We start from the raw sequence: 15359 nt of genomic DNA on the forward strand, positions 1-15359 counted from the left end.
GGGCTGGCTCAGGTGTCCGGCGCTTCCGTGCGGCGTTCGGCCGGCACCAGCTCGGCCATGGCCTGCATCAGCATGGCCGCGGTCACGGGCTTGAACAGCACCGGCACGCCCGAGGCGCGCACGCGCTGCAGCCGCTCGGGCGCGGTCTCGCCGGTGATCAGCAGCATCGGCGCGTCGAGCTGGAAGCGCTCGCGCAGGCGCAGGCCGAGCTCGAGCCCGTCGACGCCGCTCGACAGCCGGTAGTCGCACAGCAGCAGCGCGACCGGCGGGTCCTGCGCCTCGGGCCCGGTCAGCAGCGCCACCGCCTCGGCCTCGTCGGCCACCGCCGCGACCTCGATGCCGTAGGCGCTCATGAGCTCGGTCATGGCCTTTCGGATCTCCTCCTCGTCGTCGATCAGCAGCACGCGGCCGCGCAGCGCCGGCACGTCGAAGCGCTGGCGCACCGGCAGCTCGAGGTCGAGCGGACTGAAGGCGCCCGCCGAGGCTTCCGAGGCTTCGGCCAGCGGCAGCACGACCCGAAAGCGCGTGCCGCGCCCGATGTGCGAGCGCAGCTCGATGCGATGGCCGAGCAGGCGCGAGAGCCGCTGCACGATCGACAGGCCGATGCCCAGGCCGCGCGAGCGGTCGCGCCCGAGGTTGTCGACCTGGTAGAACTCCTCGAAGATGCGGTCGCGCTGTTCGGGCGCGATGCCGATGCCGGTGTCGCGCACCTCGATCCAGGCCTGGTCGCCGCGCGGGCGCGCGATCACCGTGACGCCGCCCTGCGTCGTGTACTTGAGCGCGTTGTCGACCAGGTTCGACAGCATGCGGTAGAGCAGTTGCGGATCGCTGTGGATCCACAGGCCGCTGGCGCGCACGCGCAGCTGCAGCCGCTTGCGCTCGGCCTGCGCCGAGAAGGTGTGGTGCAGCGGGATCAGCAGGGCATCGAGCGACAACGCGCGCGGCGCCGCCTGGACCACGCCCGCGTCGAGCCGCGAGATGTCGAGCATGGTGTCGAGCGAGGCGCCCAGCGCATCGACCGCCCGCATCAGCCGCTCGACGTTCTGGATCTCGGGCCGCCGGCGCAGCGTGCTGCCCAGCGCCGCGCCGAACAGCGCGATCGCATGCATGGGCTGGCGCAGGTCGTGGCTGGCGGCGGCCAGGAAGCGGGTCTTCTCGGCGCTCGCGCGCTCGGTGGCCGCGACCTGCTCGCGCAGCTGGGCGGCCAGCGCCTCGTTCTCGAACTGCAGCATCAGCGAGGCCGTCAGGCGCTCGTTCTGCTTCACGCCCTCGCGCAGCGTGAGCACCAGGTTGAGCAGCGCGAAGCCGGCGAGGAACCAGTTCAGCATGCTGCCGTACCAGGCCAGCGCGACGATCAGCCCGCTCATCATCGGGATGCCGTAGCCGAACATCGCGCCCTTGAGCGGCCAGCGCGCCTGCACCGCGCGGGTCCAGCTGCCCATGATCACGACCGTCACGAAGGTGGTCATCGCGGGGCTCTGCAGCGCCACCAGGAACAGGCTGCACGGCGCCGTCATCGCGCTGACCAGCGTGACGTGGATGGTGTAGCGGCGCGCCCAGCGCGGGCTGTCGGCCAGCGGCACCGCGGGCGTCCAGCGCTTCGACAGCAGTACGTACAGGTCCATCAGCACGATGGTCGTGACGATGCCCAGCACCAGCGCGCGGTGCCCGGGCAGCACGTTGAAGTAGCCGAACACGCCGATCGCGAGCGCGAAGACGCCGTGCGCCGCGATCGCCGTCGTGTGGCCCGCGTAGACCGAGGCCAGGTGCTCGCGCAGCACGCGCAGCGCGAGCGTGCCGTCCTGCGCCAGCGGTCCCGGCGTCGTGTCGTTCATCGGCCTGTCTCTCCCCGCGAGGTGGTTCCTCCGTCCCGGTTTCGCGGACCGAGCGGCTCATCGCCGCATCCTAGGCGGCAGTCCCGCGTCGCCGTAAGTGCCCAAAGTCATGCCCGGGGGAGGGCGTGTGGCCGGTGAGACGGTCGGTGCGAGGGCGGGTGCGACAATCGCCGCGCCATGACTGACACCCTCACGATCACCCGCCCCGACGACTGGCACCTGCACGTGCGCGATGGCGCCGCCCTCGAAGCCGTCGTGCCCCACAGCGCGCGCCAGTTCGGCCGCGCGCTGATCATGCCGAACCTGCGTCCCCCCGTGACCACCGCCGCCCAGGCCGTGGCCTACCGCGACCGCATCCGCGCCGCCGTGCCCGAGGGCAGCGCCTTCGAACCCGTGATGTCGCTCTACCTGACCGACAAGCTGCCGCCCGAAGAGATCGCACTGGCAGCCGAAGCCGGCGTGCGCGCGCTCAAGCTCTACCCGGCCGGCGCCACCACCAACAGCGATGCCGGCGTGACCGACATCCGCAAGACCTACAAGACGCTCGAGGCGATGCAGAAGCACGGCCTGCTGCTGCTGGTGCACGGCGAGGTCACCGATCCCGCGATCGACCTGTTCGACCGCGAGGCCGTGTTCGTCGACCGCGTGATGATCCCGCTGCGCCGCGACTTCCCCGAGCTCAAGGTGGTGTTCGAGCACCTGACCACGAAGGAGGGCGCCCACTACGTGCGCGACGCCGACCGCTTCACGGCCGCCACCATCACCGCGCACCACCTGCTGTACAACCGCAACGCCATCTTCACCGGCGGCATCCGCCCGCATTACTACTGCCTGCCGGTGCTCAAGCGCGAGACGCATCGCGTGGCGCTGGTCGAGGCCGCCACCAGCGGCAGCGACCGCTTCTTCCTCGGCACCGACAGCGCGCCGCACCCGGCGCACCTGAAGGAACACGCGCTGGGCTGCGCCGGCTGCTACACCGCGCTGACCGCCATCGAGCTCTATGCCGAGGCCTTCGACAACGCCAACGCGCTCGACAAGCTCGAGGGCTTCGCGAGCTTCCACGGCCCCGACTTCTACGGCCTGCCGCGCCATGCCGACACCGTCACGCTCAAGCGCGAGAGCTGGACCGTGCCCGAGACCGTGCCTTATGGCGATGCCACGCTCAAGCCGCTGCGCGGCGGCGAAACCCTGAACTGGAAACTTTCATGAGAGCTCCATCACTCGATCAGTTGGCGCGATCCAGTCCAGAAACACCACGGAACCGGCTTTGCCGGGCCGTTGGTGTTGCCCCCGGTGAGGGGGGTGGCGAAGCGACACGAAGTGCGCGTAGCCTGGGGGAGAGCCAATGAACCGCGTGATGCTACTGATCGATGCCGACAACGTCTCGGCCGATGTGATCGAGCAGGCCGTGCAGCGCACGATGGACGAATACGGCGCCATCCACGTGCGCCGCGCCTACTGCAATGCCGAGATGGCCGTGAACCGGCAGGCGCTGTTCAAGCGGCTGTCGGTGCGGCCGATGGTCAATCTCTCGGCCGGCAAGAACAGCACCGACATCGCGCTGTCGGTCGACGCGATCGACCTCGCGATCGCCGAGCGGCCCGACGTGGTGGTGCTGGTGTCCTCCGATTCCGACTTCGCGCCGCTGGTGATCCGGCTGCGCGAGAAGGGCTGCCGCGTCTGCGGCATCGGCCAGCAGGGCAAGACGGGCGAGGAGACGGTCGGCATCTACGACAGCTTCATGGACCTCGCGCACCACGGCGTGGCGCCGGCCGCGCGCACCGTGCCCGCGAAGAAGACGGCGGCGAAGAAGGCCGCCGCGAAGACGGCGCCCGCCAAGAAGGCGCCGGCGAAGAAGGCCGCGGCCAAGACCGCGAGGAAGACCGCGGCCAAGAAGGTGGCGAAGGCCGCGGCGCCCGCGGTCGCGGCCGCCGTGCCGGTGCCGCCCGCGCCCGCACCGGCGCGCGCGCCCGAGACCTCCGAGGCCGCCGAATTCGTGCTGCGTGCCGCGCCCGCGCTGCGCGCCGGCACCGACGTGCCGCTCAACGAGGTGGCGAAGGCGCTGCGCGCGGCGGGCCTGCTCGGCAAGAACGGCAGTTCGCTCAAGCTGTTCGACAAGCTCACGGCCGAGTTCAAGTTCACGCAGCATCCCGACCGCATCCGCTGGACGGGCGCGGACGCCGCCTGATCCTGCCGGCGATGGCGGGCACGGCCGCGATCGACTGGACCCGGCCCTGGCTCGCGCCCTACCGCGCGCAGGGCGAGGCGGCGGCCAGCGCCATCGCGCAAGGCCTGCCGGTGGCGCAGGCGCTGCAGGGCGCGGGGCCGCCGACCTTCGTGCCGCAGCACGCGCTGCCCGCGGGCCGGGCCTACGAGGCCCACGTCTTCGAGACCGGCACCGTGCCCACGCGCGACAACCTGCACGACTTCTTCAACGGCCTCGTGTGGCGCGCCTTTCCGCGGGCCAAGCGCCGTCTCAACGAACTGCAGGCCACGGAGATCGAACGCGCCGGCGTCGGCGCCACGCGCGGGCCGCTGCGCGACGCGCTCACGCTGTTCGACGAGAACGGCGCGCTGCTCGAGGCGCCGCCCGAACTGTGGCGCGCGCTGGCCGCGCGTGACTGGCCGGCGCTGTTCGTCGCGCGGCGCGGGCTGTGGGCGCAGGCGCGGCTGCGCGTGTTCGGCCATGCGCTGCTCGAGAAGCTGGTGGCGCCGCGCAAGGCCGCCACGGCGCACGTGCTGCTGACCGAAGGCATCGACGGGCTGGACGACGACGCGCTCGCGCGCCGCCTCGACCCCGCCTGGCTCGCCACCAAGCCCTTCGTGCCGCTGCCGGTGCTCGGCGTGCCGGGCTGGTGGGCCGGCAACGAGGCGCCCGATTTCTATGCCGACGCCCAGGTCTTCCGCCCCGCGCGGAGCGCCGCCGAATCCCCCGCGGCGGGGCCCGGATAGCGGGTGGCTAGAACTTTTGCTCCTATCATCTGTCTACCCGCCTGCCGCCGCACGGCCGCGCGCGACGCCTTCTTCCAGAACCAACAACAACCCAGGCAGGGAGGCGGACGCGGCAGGAACGGCTTGAAGCGGGCCGCAAGGCCCTCATCTGGTCGGCAGCGTTCCCCCACGGAGAATTCAACTTGAAACGTATCCTTCTGTTCGTCCTGACCAATGTGATGGTCGTCGCGGTGCTCGGCGTGGTCGCCAGCCTGCTCGGCGTCAATCGCTTCCTCACGGCCAACGGGCTGAACCTCACGGCCCTGCTCGGCTTCGCGCTGATCATGGGCTTCGGCGGCGCGATCATCTCGCTGCTGATCAGCAAGCCGATGGCCAAGTGGACCGCCGGCCTGCGCATGATCGACAACCCCCAGTCGCCCGACGAGGCCTGGATCGTCGGCACGGTGCGCAAGTTCGCCGACAAGGCCGGCATCGGCATGCCCGAGGTCGGCATCTTCGAGGGCGAGCCCAATGCCTTCGCGACCGGCGCATTCAAGAACTCCTCGCTGGTGGCGGTGTCCACCGGCCTGCTGCAGAACATGACGCGCGAGGAGGTCGAGGCCGTGATCGGCCACGAGGTGGCCCACATCGCCAACGGCGACATGGTCACGATGACGCTGATCCAGGGCGTGATGAACACCTTCGTCGTGTTCCTCTCGCGCGTGATCGGCTACGCAGTCGACAGCTTCCTGCGCCGCGGCGACGATCGTTCCTCGGGTCCCGGCATCGGCTACTACGTGAGCACCATCGTGCTCGACATCGTGCTGGGCTTCGCCGCCGCGATCGTGGTGGCCTGGTTCTCGCGCCAGCGCGAGTTCCGCGCCGACGCCGGCGCCGCCGCGCTGATGGGCAACCGCCAGCCGATGGTCAACGCGCTCGCGCGTCTGGGCGGCCTGCCGGCCGGCGAACTGCCGAAGGCGGTCGAGGCCATGGGCATCACCGGCGCCATGGGCAAGCTGTTCGCCACCCATCCGCCGATCGAGGAGCGTATCGCCGCGCTGCAGAACGCGCGCTGAGCACGGTCTCATCCGGACATCGAGCCGCCACCTTCGGGTGGCGGCTTTTTTTTGGGCGCGGGGCTTCCGTGCCCAGGCCGGGCGCTCAGTCCGCCGACGGCGCGGCTTCGGAAGCGGGTGCCGCCGCGTCGGGCGTGGCTTCCGGTGCCACCACGGTTTCGGCTTCCGCCGCGACCACCGGTGCCGGCGCCGCCACGGGCGCCTCGCGCTCCTTGCGCGCGCGCTGCAGCGTGCGCGTCACCTCGCCGGGCTTCATGCCGTACATGTCGGCGAACTCCTGCTCGCCGCGGCCGCTGGCCTCGAAGGCGCGCAGCAGGGCCTCGCGCTTGGCGGCCTGCGCCGCCAGTTCGGCCAGCGCCTCGTCGACCACGGCATTGGCCTTCTCGTCGCGCGAGCGCACGAGCACGGCATAGGCCTCGCGGTCCAGGCCCGAGTTCTCGATCGCGCGCGCGATGCGCGTGACCAGTTGCGGGCGCAGGTCCTCCTCGGTGCGCTGCGAGCGGCGGCGGTGCAGCTCGAGGATGGCGTGGTGCACGTGCTCGGGCGCGACCGGGTCGAGCGCGTTGCCGTCGAGGTCGTGGCGCGGATGGCCGGCGGCCACGCTCTCGAGGTAGCGCGTGGAGCGCGCATGCTGGCCCATCGCGACCTTGAGGTCCTCGGTCTTGAAGTCCTCGGGATGGCGCGCGAGCAGGTCCTCGTAGACGCCGAGCTTCAGCGGCACGAAGCGCGCGCCGAACAGCTGCGGGTAGAGCTCGAACAGGCGCTCGAGCACCGGGCTGGCCTTGCGTTGCGGTCGCGCGGGTTGCTGCTGTTGCGCCTGGGCCTGCGGCTTGCGTTGCGGCGCGGCGCCCTGCGGGCCGCGCGGGCCCTGGCCGCGCTGCGGCCGCTGGGGCTTGCGGCGCGGGTTGTTGTCGCGCTGCGCCTGGCCCTCGGGGCGGGCACCGGCCGCGGGCGCGGCTTCGGCGCCGGGCTCCTGCGCGGCGTCGGCACCGCCGCGCAGTTGCTGCAGCTGGGAAGCCAGGTCCGGGCGGGGGCCGCGCGGCTTGTTGCGCGAATTCGTCTTCGGGGCGGTGGTGGGGGCGTCGGTCATTGCTCGGGATTCGGCGCGGGGCGCGAAGTCGGAATTAGGGGTTGGAAGTCGGTGGGCGGCGCGCGGTGCGCGTCAGCGGGGCCGGAACATCTTGAACAGATTGTCGTGCCGGATCTCGAAATAGTCCGCCGGGCCGCCGCCGCGCAGGATCGGCTGCGCCGCGGCGGTGTCGTAGATGCCTTCGCGCAGCAGCTCGCGCGCGATGTGCACGCCCACCACTTCGCCGAGCACCAGCCAGGTCTCGATGGCGCGGCCGTCAGCGGCCTGCAGCTGCACGATCTGCGTCAGCCGGCATTCGAAGGACACCGGGCTCTCGGCCACGCGCGGTACCGCGATGCGGCGCGAGGGCGCGGGCGTGAGCCCGGCGAGCGCGAACTCGTCGACCTCGGGCGGCACCGCGGCGCAGCTCTGGTTCATCGGCTCGGCCAGCGGGCGGGTGGCGAGGTTCCAGCCGAACTCGCCGGTCTCGCGGATGTTGCGCAGACTGTCCTTGGCCGTGATGCTCGCGAAGCCGACGATCGGCGGCGTGTAGTTGAAGCCGTTGAAGAAGCTGTAGGGCGCGAGGTTGAGCACGCCCTGCGCATCGTGCGAGGAGATCCAGCCGATGGGCCGCGGGCCGACGATCGCGTTGAACGGATCGTGCGGCAGGCCGTGGCCCCGCGCGGGTTCGTAGAAATGGAAGCGGTCGTCGTCCTGCATGGAATGGATCCCGGGTTGTTCGGTCAGCGCAGGGCAGGTCGCATCGCCTGGCGGCCGATCAGCAGGCGGAACGGCAGCAGCATGAACACGCCGACCGCCAGCTTCACGCCGAGGTCGCCGAGCGCCCAGGTGAGCCAGGGGACGTCGGTGCCCGCGAAGGCGATGCCCCAGAACACGATGCTGTCGAGCACCGCCGCGACCACGGTGGCCACCAGCGGCGCGCGCCACCAGAGGCCGCGGCGCAGGCGGTCGAAGACGCGGATGTCGAGCAGCTGCGAGGCGATGAAGGCGCTGCCCGAGGCCAGCGCGATGCGCGCCGGCGCGAGCAGCAGCGACACCACCACCGCCACCGCGAAGCCGATCCAGGCCACGCGGCGCGCCATGCCGGGGCCGAAGCGCCGGTTGACGAGGTCGCTCACGAGGTAGGCGACCGGGTAGGTGAAGGCGCCCCAGGTCAACCAGTCGTTGATGGCGAACTGCACCAGGATGTTGGAGGCGAGCACCACCAGTGCCATCGCGCCGATGGCCAGCGCGAAGGCGCCGGTGCCCGGTCGTGCGAAGGCGAGGGGAGCGCGGTCGTGCGTCGTCGTCATGGCGTTCTCAGACGGCGGCGGTGCGCTGCCGTTCGGCCTCGGCCCGCAGGCCGCGCGCCACGGCTTCCGCGACCTTGATGCCGTCCACGCCGGCCGACAGGATGCCGCCCGCGTAGCTCGCGCCTTCGCCGGCCGGGTAGAGGCCGCGCACGTTGAGGCTCTGGAAGTCCTCGCCGCGCGTGATCCGGATCGGCGAGGAGGTGCGCGTCTCGACGCCGGTGAGCACCGCGTCGTGCAGGTCGAAGCCCTTGATCTTGCGGCCGAAGGCCGGGAAGGCCTCGCGCATCGCCTCGATCGCGAAGTCGGGCAGCGCGCGGTGCAGGTCGGTCGGCGTCACGCCCGGCTTGTACGAGGGCATCACCTCGCCGAGCTGGGTGGAGGGCTTGCCGGCGATGAAGTCGCCCACCAGCTGGCCCGGCGCGCGGTAGTCGCCGCCGCCGAGCACGAAGGCGTTGGACTCGAGCGCGCGCTGCAACGCGATGCCGGCCAGCGGGCCCTCGGGATAGTCGCGCGGGTCGATGCCCACCACGATGCCCGCGTTGGCGTTGCGCTCGGCGCGCGAGTACTGGCTCATGCCGTTGGTGACCACGCGGCCCGGCTCGCTGGTGGCCGCGACCACGGTGCCGCCCGGGCACATGCAGAAGCTGTAGACCGAGCGGCCGTTGCTCGCGTGGTGCACCAGCTTGTAGTCGGCCGCGCCCAGCATCGGGTGGCCCGCATGGCGGCCCCAGCGCGCGCGGTCGATCAGGCCCTGCGGATGCTCGACGCGAAAGCCGATCGAGAAGGGCTTGGCCTCGATGTGCACGCCGCGCTCGTGCAGCATCGCGAAGGTGTCGCGCGAGCTGTGGCCGAGCGCCATCACGACGTGGTCGGCACGCAGCTCGCTGCTTTGTCCCGTCGCCTGGTCGAGCACGGTGAGCCCGCGCAACTGGCCGTCCTCGATGCGCACGTCGGTCACGCGCTGCTCGAAGCGGATCTCGCCGCCGAGCGCCACGATCTGCTCGCGGATGTTCTCCACCACCTTCACCAGCTTGAAGGTGCCGATGTGCGGATGCGCGACGTAGAGGATCTCGGGCGGCGCGCCGGCCTTCACGAACTCCTCCATCACCTTGCGGCCGAGGAAGCGCGGGTCCTTGATCTGGCTGTAGAGCTTGCCGTCGGAGAAGGTGCCGGCGCCGCCCTCGCCGAACTGCACGTTCGACTCGGGGTCGAGCACGCTCTTGCGCCACAGGCCCCAAGTGTCCTTGGTGCGCTGGCGCACGGTCTTGCCGCGTTCCAGCACGATCGGGCGCAGGCCCATCTGCGCGAGCATCAGCGCCGCGAAGATGCCGCAGGGGCCGAAGCCGATCACCACCGGGCGGCTCGCGCCCGCGGGCACGTCCGCCGGCAGCGCATGGCGCATGTCGGGCGCGGGCTGGATGTGCGGATGGCCGGCGTGCTGCGCGAGCAGCGCGGCCTCGCGTTTCGCGTCGGCGAGCGCCACGTCGCAGATGTAGACCGTCAGCAGCTCGGCCTTGCGCGCATCGAAGCTGCGCTTGTAGACGGTGTGGGAGGCGATCGCCTCGGGCGGGACCTCGAGGGTGCGGGCGATCAGCGCGGCCAGCGCCTCGGGCGCGTGGTCGAGCGGAAGTTTGAGTTCGGAGATTCTCAGCATGTCGTGGGGCTTGTGTTTATCAAGCAGGCCGACGATTTTACGCGTTGGGCCGCTATCAAAGGGATAGCTGGCCGCAACGGGGAACGCGCGAGGGGATCAGGCGGGCAGGAAGCCCTCGACCGACAGGTACCGCTCGCCCGTGTCGTAGTTGAAGCCCAGCACCACCGCGTTCTCGGGCAGCGAGGGCAGCTTCTGCGCGATGGCCGCCAGCGTGGCGCCCGAGGAGATGCCCACCAGCATGCCTTCCTCGGTGGCGCAGCGGCGCGCCATCTCGCGCGCGGGTTCGGCATCGACCTGCAGCACGCCGTCGAGCAGCGCGGTGTCGAGGTTCTTCGGGATGAAGCCGGCGCCGATGCCCTGGATCGGGTGCGGCGCGGGCTGGCCGCCCGAGATCACGGGCGAGGCCACGGGCTCGACCGCGAACACCTGCAGCTTCGGCCACTTCTTCTTGAGCACGCGCGCCACGCCGGTGATGTGGCCGCCGGTGCCCACGCCGGTGATCAGCACGTCGATGCCCTCGGGGAAGTCGGCCGCGATCTCCTCGGCCGTGGTGCGCACGTGCACCTCGACGTTGGCCGGGTTGTTGAACTGCTGCGGCATCCAGGCGCCGGGCGTGCCAGCGACGATCTCCTCGGCGCGCGCGATCGAGGCCTTCATGCCGCCCGCGCGCGGCGTCAGGTCGAAGGTGGCGCCGTAGGCCAGCATCAGCCGGCGGCGCTCCACCGACATGCTGTCGGGCATCACCAGGATCAGCTTGTAGCCCTTGACGGCCGCGACCATCGCCAGGCCGATGCCGGTGTTGCCCGAGGTGGGCTCGACGATGGTGCCGCCGGGCTTGAGCGCGCCGCTCTTCTCGGCGTCCTCCACCATCGCGAGCGCGATGCGGTCCTTGATCGAGCCGCCGGGGTTGGCGCGCTCGGCCTTGATCCAGACCTGCTGCTTCGCGTTGCCGAACAGGCGCTGGATGCGCACGTGCGGCGTGTTGCCGATGGTCTGGAGGATGTTCTGGGCCTTCATGGATGGATCTCCTTGGATGCGTTCGGTTCGATGGTTGTCGCGACGACAGCGCGCATTGTGAGACCAGCCCGCGGACCTTTCAGCGCGAAGGTGTTGCAACCGGCACGCTCGGCAGCAGCCGGCCGCGCACCAGCAGCGCCAGGGTCTTCGCCGCGAAGAGTCCGATGATCGCGTTGGCGGCCACGAACAAGAGCGGCGCGAGCCAGCGCACCGGCCCCGTGGCGCCGGCCGCCACCAGCCGCATCGCCAGCGTCGGCAGCGCGCCCACGCCGAAGCTGAAGGCCCAGTAGCCGGGCGTGAAGGACTGGCGCGAGATCCACGGCAGCAGGCGCAGCAGCAGCAGGGCCTGGTAGAGGCCGTAGCCCAGCAGGATCTGCGCGAACAGGTCGGGCACGCCGCCGTTGACCGCGAGCCAGGTGCCGCCGCCGACCACGGCCGGCGCGAGCTGGATGCCCAGCAGCGGGCGCTGCGCCTCGGGCAGCGGCTCCTGCGTGGCCGCGCGGTGCAGGATCAGCGATTCGAGCGCGAGCCAAGAGAACAGCCCCGCGCCGAAGAACAGCAGGCCCAGCTGCGGCCAGCCGAAGGCCGCGGCCGCGGTGCCGGCGACGAAGTTCTGCGCCACCGCCGGCAGGTAGATCGCGGGCGTGACCGAGGCCGGCGCGCGGCCGCCCTGCCAGGTGCGGCCATAGAGCCGCAGGCCGAGTGCGAGCTGCGCCGTGACCGCGAGCGCGAACAAGGCCAGCGCCACCGGGCGTGCGTAGGGCAGCAGCGCGACCGCCGCCAGCATGCTGGCCACCGGGCCCAGCGCCGCGAACGACGACTGCACCGGGTGCTCGAGCTCGGCGCGCGCCTCGTCGGGATGGCGCAGCCACTTGGCGGCATAGAGCACCAGCAGCACCAGCCACACGGCGATGCCGGCCCAGGTCAGGGCCTGCGCGGCCTCGGGCGGCAGCTGCCACAGCGGCGTCGCCACGCGCCAGGCCGCGGCCAGCGCGAGCAGGCCGACGGCGATGCTGAAGAAGGAGACGGGAATCGGGCCGCGGGCCGATGCGGCGGCCGGTGCGGCGGTGGGGGCGAGATCGGAAGTCATTCTGTTCACCTCGTGGAAGTCGGTGAATCAACTGTAGGCCTGCGTGCTAGGATTTTGAATGCCGATCCGGCTGAAAAAATTGCTCCAACGTCTCACACTATGGATGCCCTGAGCGAACTCGTCGACTGGCTGGCCCCGCGCGGCCGCATGGACCTGCGCTGCCTGTTCGGCCAGGACTGGGCCGCGCCGCACGAGGCCATCGGCCCGTGGCGCGCGCCCTTCCACATCCTGATGCGCGGGCGCTGCGAGCTGTGGCTGCCGGCCAGCAACACGCTGCTGCCGCTGGAGGAGGGCAGCCTCGTGATCCTGCCGCACGGCCAGGCGCACGTGCTGCGCACCGCGGGGCTCGGGCCGCAGCCGCGAGAGCCGCAAGAGGACATGCGCCCGATCCGCCTGCGCAAGGGCGAGCTGGTCGACCTCAAGACCAACCTGCCGCGCCCCGCGAAGGCCGACACCGACATCCTCTGCGGCGAGTTCGAGTTCCCGGGCCGGCGCCGCAGCACGCTGCTCGAGGCGCTGCCCGATCCGCTGGTGATCCCCTTTGGCCAGCGGCCCGAGTACGGCTGGCTGCAGGGCCTGGTGCGGCTGATGGCGCACGAGATCGAGCAGCAGAACGCCGGTGCGCAGGCCATCGTGGCGCAGCTCTCGGGCACGCTGTTCACGCTGGCGGTGCGCGCCTGCCTCGACACCCGGCCCGAGCTCTCGGGCGTGCTGGGCCTCATGGCCAGCCCGCGGCTGGCGGGCGCGCTCAAGGCCATGCTCGACGCGCCGCAGCACGACTGGACCGTGGCCTCGCTGGCCGAGCGCTGCCATCTCTCGCGCGCCACCTTCGCGCGCGAGTTCGCGCGCCGCACGGGCACCGGCCCGCTCGAACTGCTGACCAGCCTGCGCATGGAACTCGCGTCGCGCCTGCTCGCGCATGGCGGGCAGGACACGGCCTCGGTCGGCGAGGCCGTCGGCTACCGCTCCGAGGCCGCGTTCAACCGCGCCTTCGCGCGCCACGCGGGCCTCACGCCAGGGCGCTTCCGGCGCGCCGCGGCGGCCAGCTGAACCGCCTCAGGACCCGGCCAGCACCGGGCGCCGCAGCGGCGCCTTCCACAACTCGGCCAGCAGCACGCCGGCCACCGTCAGCACGCCGCCGACCGCGTGATAGGCCGCGAGCGATTCGCCGATCACCGCCGCCGCGATCAGCGCGGTGAACAGCGGGATCAGGTTGAAGAACATGCTCGCGCGGCTCGGTCCGATGTGGGCCACCGTGTGCATCCACACCAGCGGCGCGAGCATCGAGGCGCCGAGGCCCGCGAAGCCGATCAGCGGCAGGTTGGCGGCCGACAGGCCCATGCGCGGCGTCAGCAGGTACAGCGGCAGCAGCACGATCACCGCGCACACGATCTGCAGGTAGAGCAGCTGCAGCGCGGGCACTTCCTTCATGCCCCAGCGCTTGAGCAGGATCACGTAGACCGCATAGGCCAGCATCGCCAGCAGCATCAGGCCGTCGCCCATGTTGGCGCCGCTCTTGAGCAGCGTGCCGAGGTCGCCCGAGGACACCACCACCGCCACGCCCGCGATCGACACCAGCGAGCCCGCCACCGCGCCGGCCGTGAGCCGCTGGCCCAGCAGCAGGATCGACAGCGCCAGCACCATCATCGGCGTGAGCGAGCCGATGATCCCCATGTGCGTGGCCGTGGTCAGGTAGGCCGCGTAGTAGGCGAGGCTCTGGTAGACCACCATGCCCAGCAGGCCGAGCACCGCGATGCGGCCCAGCTGCGGGCGGATCGCGCGCCAGTTGCGCAGCACCGGGCGCAGCGCCAGCGGCGTGAACAGCAGCGCCGCGAGCAGCCAGCGGTAGAAGCTGATCTCGGCCGGCGCGATGGTGCCGGCCGCCATCTTGCTGACGACGGTGTTGCCCGACCAGATGACGACGGCGAGCAGGGGGAAGGCATAGGGCCACATGGGACAGGACTTTCAGGAGGAGGCGGGGCTATCATCGGTGCGTCCGTCCTGCGGCATATAGCTCGATCAGGACAACCGGTCCGGAATTCCGGACGCTCTTTCGAGGAACCGCCCCGCCATGGCCGATCGCGCGCGCTACCTGTCGATCCAGGACGTGGAGCACAAGCCCGGCCCGTTCTATTTCAACTGGGACGAATTCGGCGCCGACACCCTGGCCGCGCCGCACAGCCACAGCTGGGGCCATCTCAACTACACCGCGCACGGCACCATGCAGATGGAGGCCGAGGGCCTGCGCTTCCTCTCGCCGCCGCAGTACGCGGTGTGGATCCCGCCGCGGGTGGTGCACAGCTGCACGCTGCGCCATGCGGTCGTCTACCGCACCGTCTACATCGTGCCCGCGTTGTGCGCCGAGCTGCCCACGCGGCCCTGCACCGTGCGCATCAGCCCGATCATCCGTAGCGTGCTGGCCGACTTCGCCGCGCGCGATGTGAACGAGCCCGTCACGCCGGCCGACCTGCGGCTCGCGCAGGTGGTGGTCGACCAGCTCGCGCGCGCCGAGGTGCTGCGCTGCTACCTGCCCGCGGCCGCCTCGCCCGCGCTGGTCGGCGTGCTCGAGGCGCTGCAGGCCGAGCCCGGCGACCACCGCTCGCTGGCCGAGTGGGCCGCGAGCGTGCACATGACCGAGCGCACGCTCGCGCGCCAGTGCCAGCGCGAACTCGGCATGTCCTTCGGCGACTGGCGCCAGCGGCTGCGCTTCCTGCGCGCCATCGATGCGCTGGAGGCCGGCCGCACGGTGCAGGAGATCGCCTTCGACCTCGGCTACAGCACGGCCTCGGCCTTCATCGCGATGTTCCAGCGCGAGGCGGGCACGACGCCGGAGCAGTACCGGCGCGAGTTCTGCGGCATCGCGGGATGAGGGCATGCGCGAAGCGGCGATAATCCGCCCCGTGAAGCGTGCCAGACCGCCGCTGGTGCAAGCCCGCAAGGGGCGATGCCTTCGGGCACCGCGTCGAAAGACCGCACTGGAGGAACGTCCGGACTGCACAGGACAGCGCAGGAGCTAACGGCTCTCCACCGTGAGGTGAGGATCAGAGCAACAGAGACGAGCCGATTCAGTTCGGGTGAAACGGGCAATCTCTGCGCGCAGCAACACCAAGTAGGCCAGTATCGAGGTGGTTCCGCTGAGCTGGCGGGTAGGTGGCATCGAGCCGTCTGGCGACAGACGGCCCAGAGTAATGGCGGTCACGCCGGGCATTTCGCAAGGGATGTCCGGTGCACAGAATCCGGCTTATCGGCGCGCTTCACACTTTTCTTTCTTCTTCCCCAACGTTCTTCGTCGGGTCATGCCAGGCGGTGCATGACCCGCCCGTCGGCATGGCCGGCACGATCTGGGGTAAACCCGTATAATCGATAGCAAGCTA

Annotated in this window: 14 protein-coding genes and 1 other RNA gene; 7 read left to right on the plus strand and 8 right to left on the minus strand. The window is 71.1% G+C overall.

Translation table 11 applies throughout. The features are described from left to right. Positions 1-8 precede the first annotated feature (8 nt). On the minus strand, positions 9-1835 hold the full coding sequence (locus AC07PU_RS29815; RefSeq protein WP_495321944.1) for an ATP-binding response regulator: 1827 nt from the start codon (positions 1833-1835) through the stop codon (positions 9-11). Between the two features lie 177 nt (positions 1836-2012). On the opposite strand from AC07PU_RS29815, the gene pyrC reads away from it, so the two are divergent. The 4 genes from pyrC (at position 2013) to htpX (ending at position 5842) form a co-directional block, all read left to right on the plus strand. Then, positions 2013-3044: a dihydroorotase gene (gene pyrC / locus AC07PU_RS29820; protein WP_495321945.1), complete on the plus strand. Its 1032-nt coding sequence runs from the start codon at positions 2013-2015 to the stop codon at positions 3042-3044. A gap of 136 nt (positions 3045-3180) precedes the next feature. Further along, positions 3181-4023 carry an NYN domain-containing protein gene (locus AC07PU_RS29825; RefSeq protein WP_495321946.1) on the plus strand — a complete coding sequence of 281 codons (843 nt, stop codon included), beginning with the start codon at positions 3181-3183 and terminating at the stop codon, positions 4021-4023. A gap of 11 nt (positions 4024-4034) precedes the next feature. Next, complete coding sequence (locus AC07PU_RS29830; RefSeq protein ID WP_495321947.1) at positions 4035-4787, plus strand: DUF3025 domain-containing protein; 753 nt, start codon at positions 4035-4037, stop codon at positions 4785-4787. Positions 4788-4969: 182 nt separating this feature from the next. Continuing rightward, positions 4970-5842 (plus strand): protease HtpX, encoded by an 873-nt coding sequence (gene htpX / locus AC07PU_RS29835; protein ID WP_093355574.1) that lies wholly within the window; start codon positions 4970-4972, stop codon positions 5840-5842. Between the two features lie 85 nt (positions 5843-5927). Here the strand turns inward: htpX and AC07PU_RS29840 are convergent, their stop codons facing one another. The 6 genes from AC07PU_RS29840 to tehA all read right to left on the minus strand — a co-directional run bounded on the left by AC07PU_RS29840 (position 5928) and on the right by tehA (position 11985). Beyond that, on the minus strand, positions 5928-6932 hold the full coding sequence (locus tag AC07PU_RS29840; RefSeq protein WP_495321948.1) for a ProQ/FINO family protein: 1005 nt from the start codon (positions 6930-6932) through the stop codon (positions 5928-5930). A gap of 72 nt (positions 6933-7004) precedes the next feature. Then, positions 7005-7631, minus strand: a complete 627-nt coding sequence (locus tag AC07PU_RS29845) for a flavin reductase family protein (RefSeq protein ID WP_495321949.1) — start codon at positions 7629-7631, stop codon at positions 7005-7007. Positions 7632-7654: 23 nt separating this feature from the next. Next, the gene (locus AC07PU_RS29850) at positions 7655-8224 is read right to left on the minus strand and encodes a VUT family protein (RefSeq protein WP_495321950.1); all 570 of its coding nucleotides are present in this window, start codon (positions 8222-8224) and stop codon (positions 7655-7657) included. A 7-nt stretch (positions 8225-8231) separates the two neighbouring features. Beyond that, positions 8232-9878: an NAD(P)/FAD-dependent oxidoreductase gene (locus tag AC07PU_RS29855; protein WP_495321951.1), complete on the minus strand. Its 1647-nt coding sequence runs from the start codon at positions 9876-9878 to the stop codon at positions 8232-8234. A gap of 96 nt (positions 9879-9974) precedes the next feature. Beyond that, a complete protein-coding gene (gene cysK / locus AC07PU_RS29860) occupies positions 9975-10895 on the minus strand; it encodes a cysteine synthase A (RefSeq protein WP_208508927.1) in 921 nt (306 codons plus the stop codon). 79 nt (positions 10896-10974) lie between these two features. Beyond that, positions 10975-11985, minus strand: coding sequence for a dicarboxylate transporter/tellurite-resistance protein TehA (gene tehA, locus AC07PU_RS29865; RefSeq protein ID WP_495321952.1), 1011 nt, complete (start codon positions 11983-11985; stop codon positions 10975-10977). Between the two features lie 99 nt (positions 11986-12084). Here tehA and AC07PU_RS29870 point away from each other — a divergent pair, with 99 nt between their 5' ends. Then, positions 12085-13035, plus strand: coding sequence for a cupin domain-containing protein (locus AC07PU_RS29870; RefSeq protein ID WP_495321953.1), 951 nt, complete (start codon positions 12085-12087; stop codon positions 13033-13035). Between the two features lie 6 nt (positions 13036-13041). Here AC07PU_RS29870 and AC07PU_RS29875 read toward each other — a convergent pair whose 3' ends face one another. Further along, on the minus strand, positions 13042-13938 hold the full coding sequence (locus AC07PU_RS29875; RefSeq protein WP_093355554.1) for a DMT family transporter: 897 nt from the start codon (positions 13936-13938) through the stop codon (positions 13042-13044). Positions 13939-14056: 118 nt separating this feature from the next. Between AC07PU_RS29875 and AC07PU_RS29880 the strand changes: the two genes are divergently transcribed. Further along, positions 14057-14854: an AraC family transcriptional regulator gene (locus AC07PU_RS29880; RefSeq protein WP_495321954.1), complete on the plus strand. Its 798-nt coding sequence runs from the start codon at positions 14057-14059 to the stop codon at positions 14852-14854. 33 nt (positions 14855-14887) lie between these two features. After that, an RNA gene (gene rnpB, locus AC07PU_RS29885) (RNase P RNA component class A) lies at positions 14888-15245 on the plus strand. The last annotated feature ends 114 nt before the right edge of the window (positions 15246-15359 follow it).

The organism is Variovorax sp. GW821-FHT10D07 (genome assembly GCF_059415325.1).

What these genes read in the sequence shown, in the direction of transcription:
- AC07PU_RS29815 (WP_495321944.1), bottom strand. Translation starts at nt 1,835, where the DNA reads ATGAACGACACGACGCCGGGACCGCTGGCGCAGGACGGCACGCTCGCG.
- pyrC (WP_495321945.1), top strand. Translation starts at nt 2,013, where the DNA reads ATGACTGACACCCTCACGATCACCCGCCCCGACGACTGGCACCTGCAC.
- AC07PU_RS29825 (WP_495321946.1), top strand. Translation starts at nt 3,181, where the DNA reads ATGAACCGCGTGATGCTACTGATCGATGCCGACAACGTCTCGGCCGAT.
- AC07PU_RS29830 (WP_495321947.1), top strand. Translation starts at nt 4,035, where the DNA reads ATGGCGGGCACGGCCGCGATCGACTGGACCCGGCCCTGGCTCGCGCCC.
- AC07PU_RS29840 (WP_495321948.1), bottom strand. Translation starts at nt 6,932, where the DNA reads ATGACCGACGCCCCCACCACCGCCCCGAAGACGAATTCGCGCAACAAG.
- AC07PU_RS29845 (WP_495321949.1), bottom strand. Translation starts at nt 7,631, where the DNA reads ATGCAGGACGACGACCGCTTCCATTTCTACGAACCCGCGCGGGGCCAC.
- AC07PU_RS29850 (WP_495321950.1), bottom strand. Translation starts at nt 8,224, where the DNA reads ATGACGACGACGCACGACCGCGCTCCCCTCGCCTTCGCACGACCGGGC.
- AC07PU_RS29855 (WP_495321951.1), bottom strand. Translation starts at nt 9,878, where the DNA reads ATGCTGAGAATCTCCGAACTCAAACTTCCGCTCGACCACGCGCCCGAG.
- cysK (WP_208508927.1), bottom strand. Translation starts at nt 10,895, where the DNA reads ATGAAGGCCCAGAACATCCTCCAGACCATCGGCAACACGCCGCACGTG.
- tehA (WP_495321952.1), bottom strand. Translation starts at nt 11,985, where the DNA reads ATGACTTCCGATCTCGCCCCCACCGCCGCACCGGCCGCCGCATCGGCC.
- AC07PU_RS29870 (WP_495321953.1), top strand. Translation starts at nt 12,085, where the DNA reads ATGGATGCCCTGAGCGAACTCGTCGACTGGCTGGCCCCGCGCGGCCGC.
- AC07PU_RS29875 (WP_093355554.1), bottom strand. Translation starts at nt 13,938, where the DNA reads ATGTGGCCCTATGCCTTCCCCCTGCTCGCCGTCGTCATCTGGTCGGGC.
- AC07PU_RS29880 (WP_495321954.1), top strand. Translation starts at nt 14,057, where the DNA reads ATGGCCGATCGCGCGCGCTACCTGTCGATCCAGGACGTGGAGCACAAG.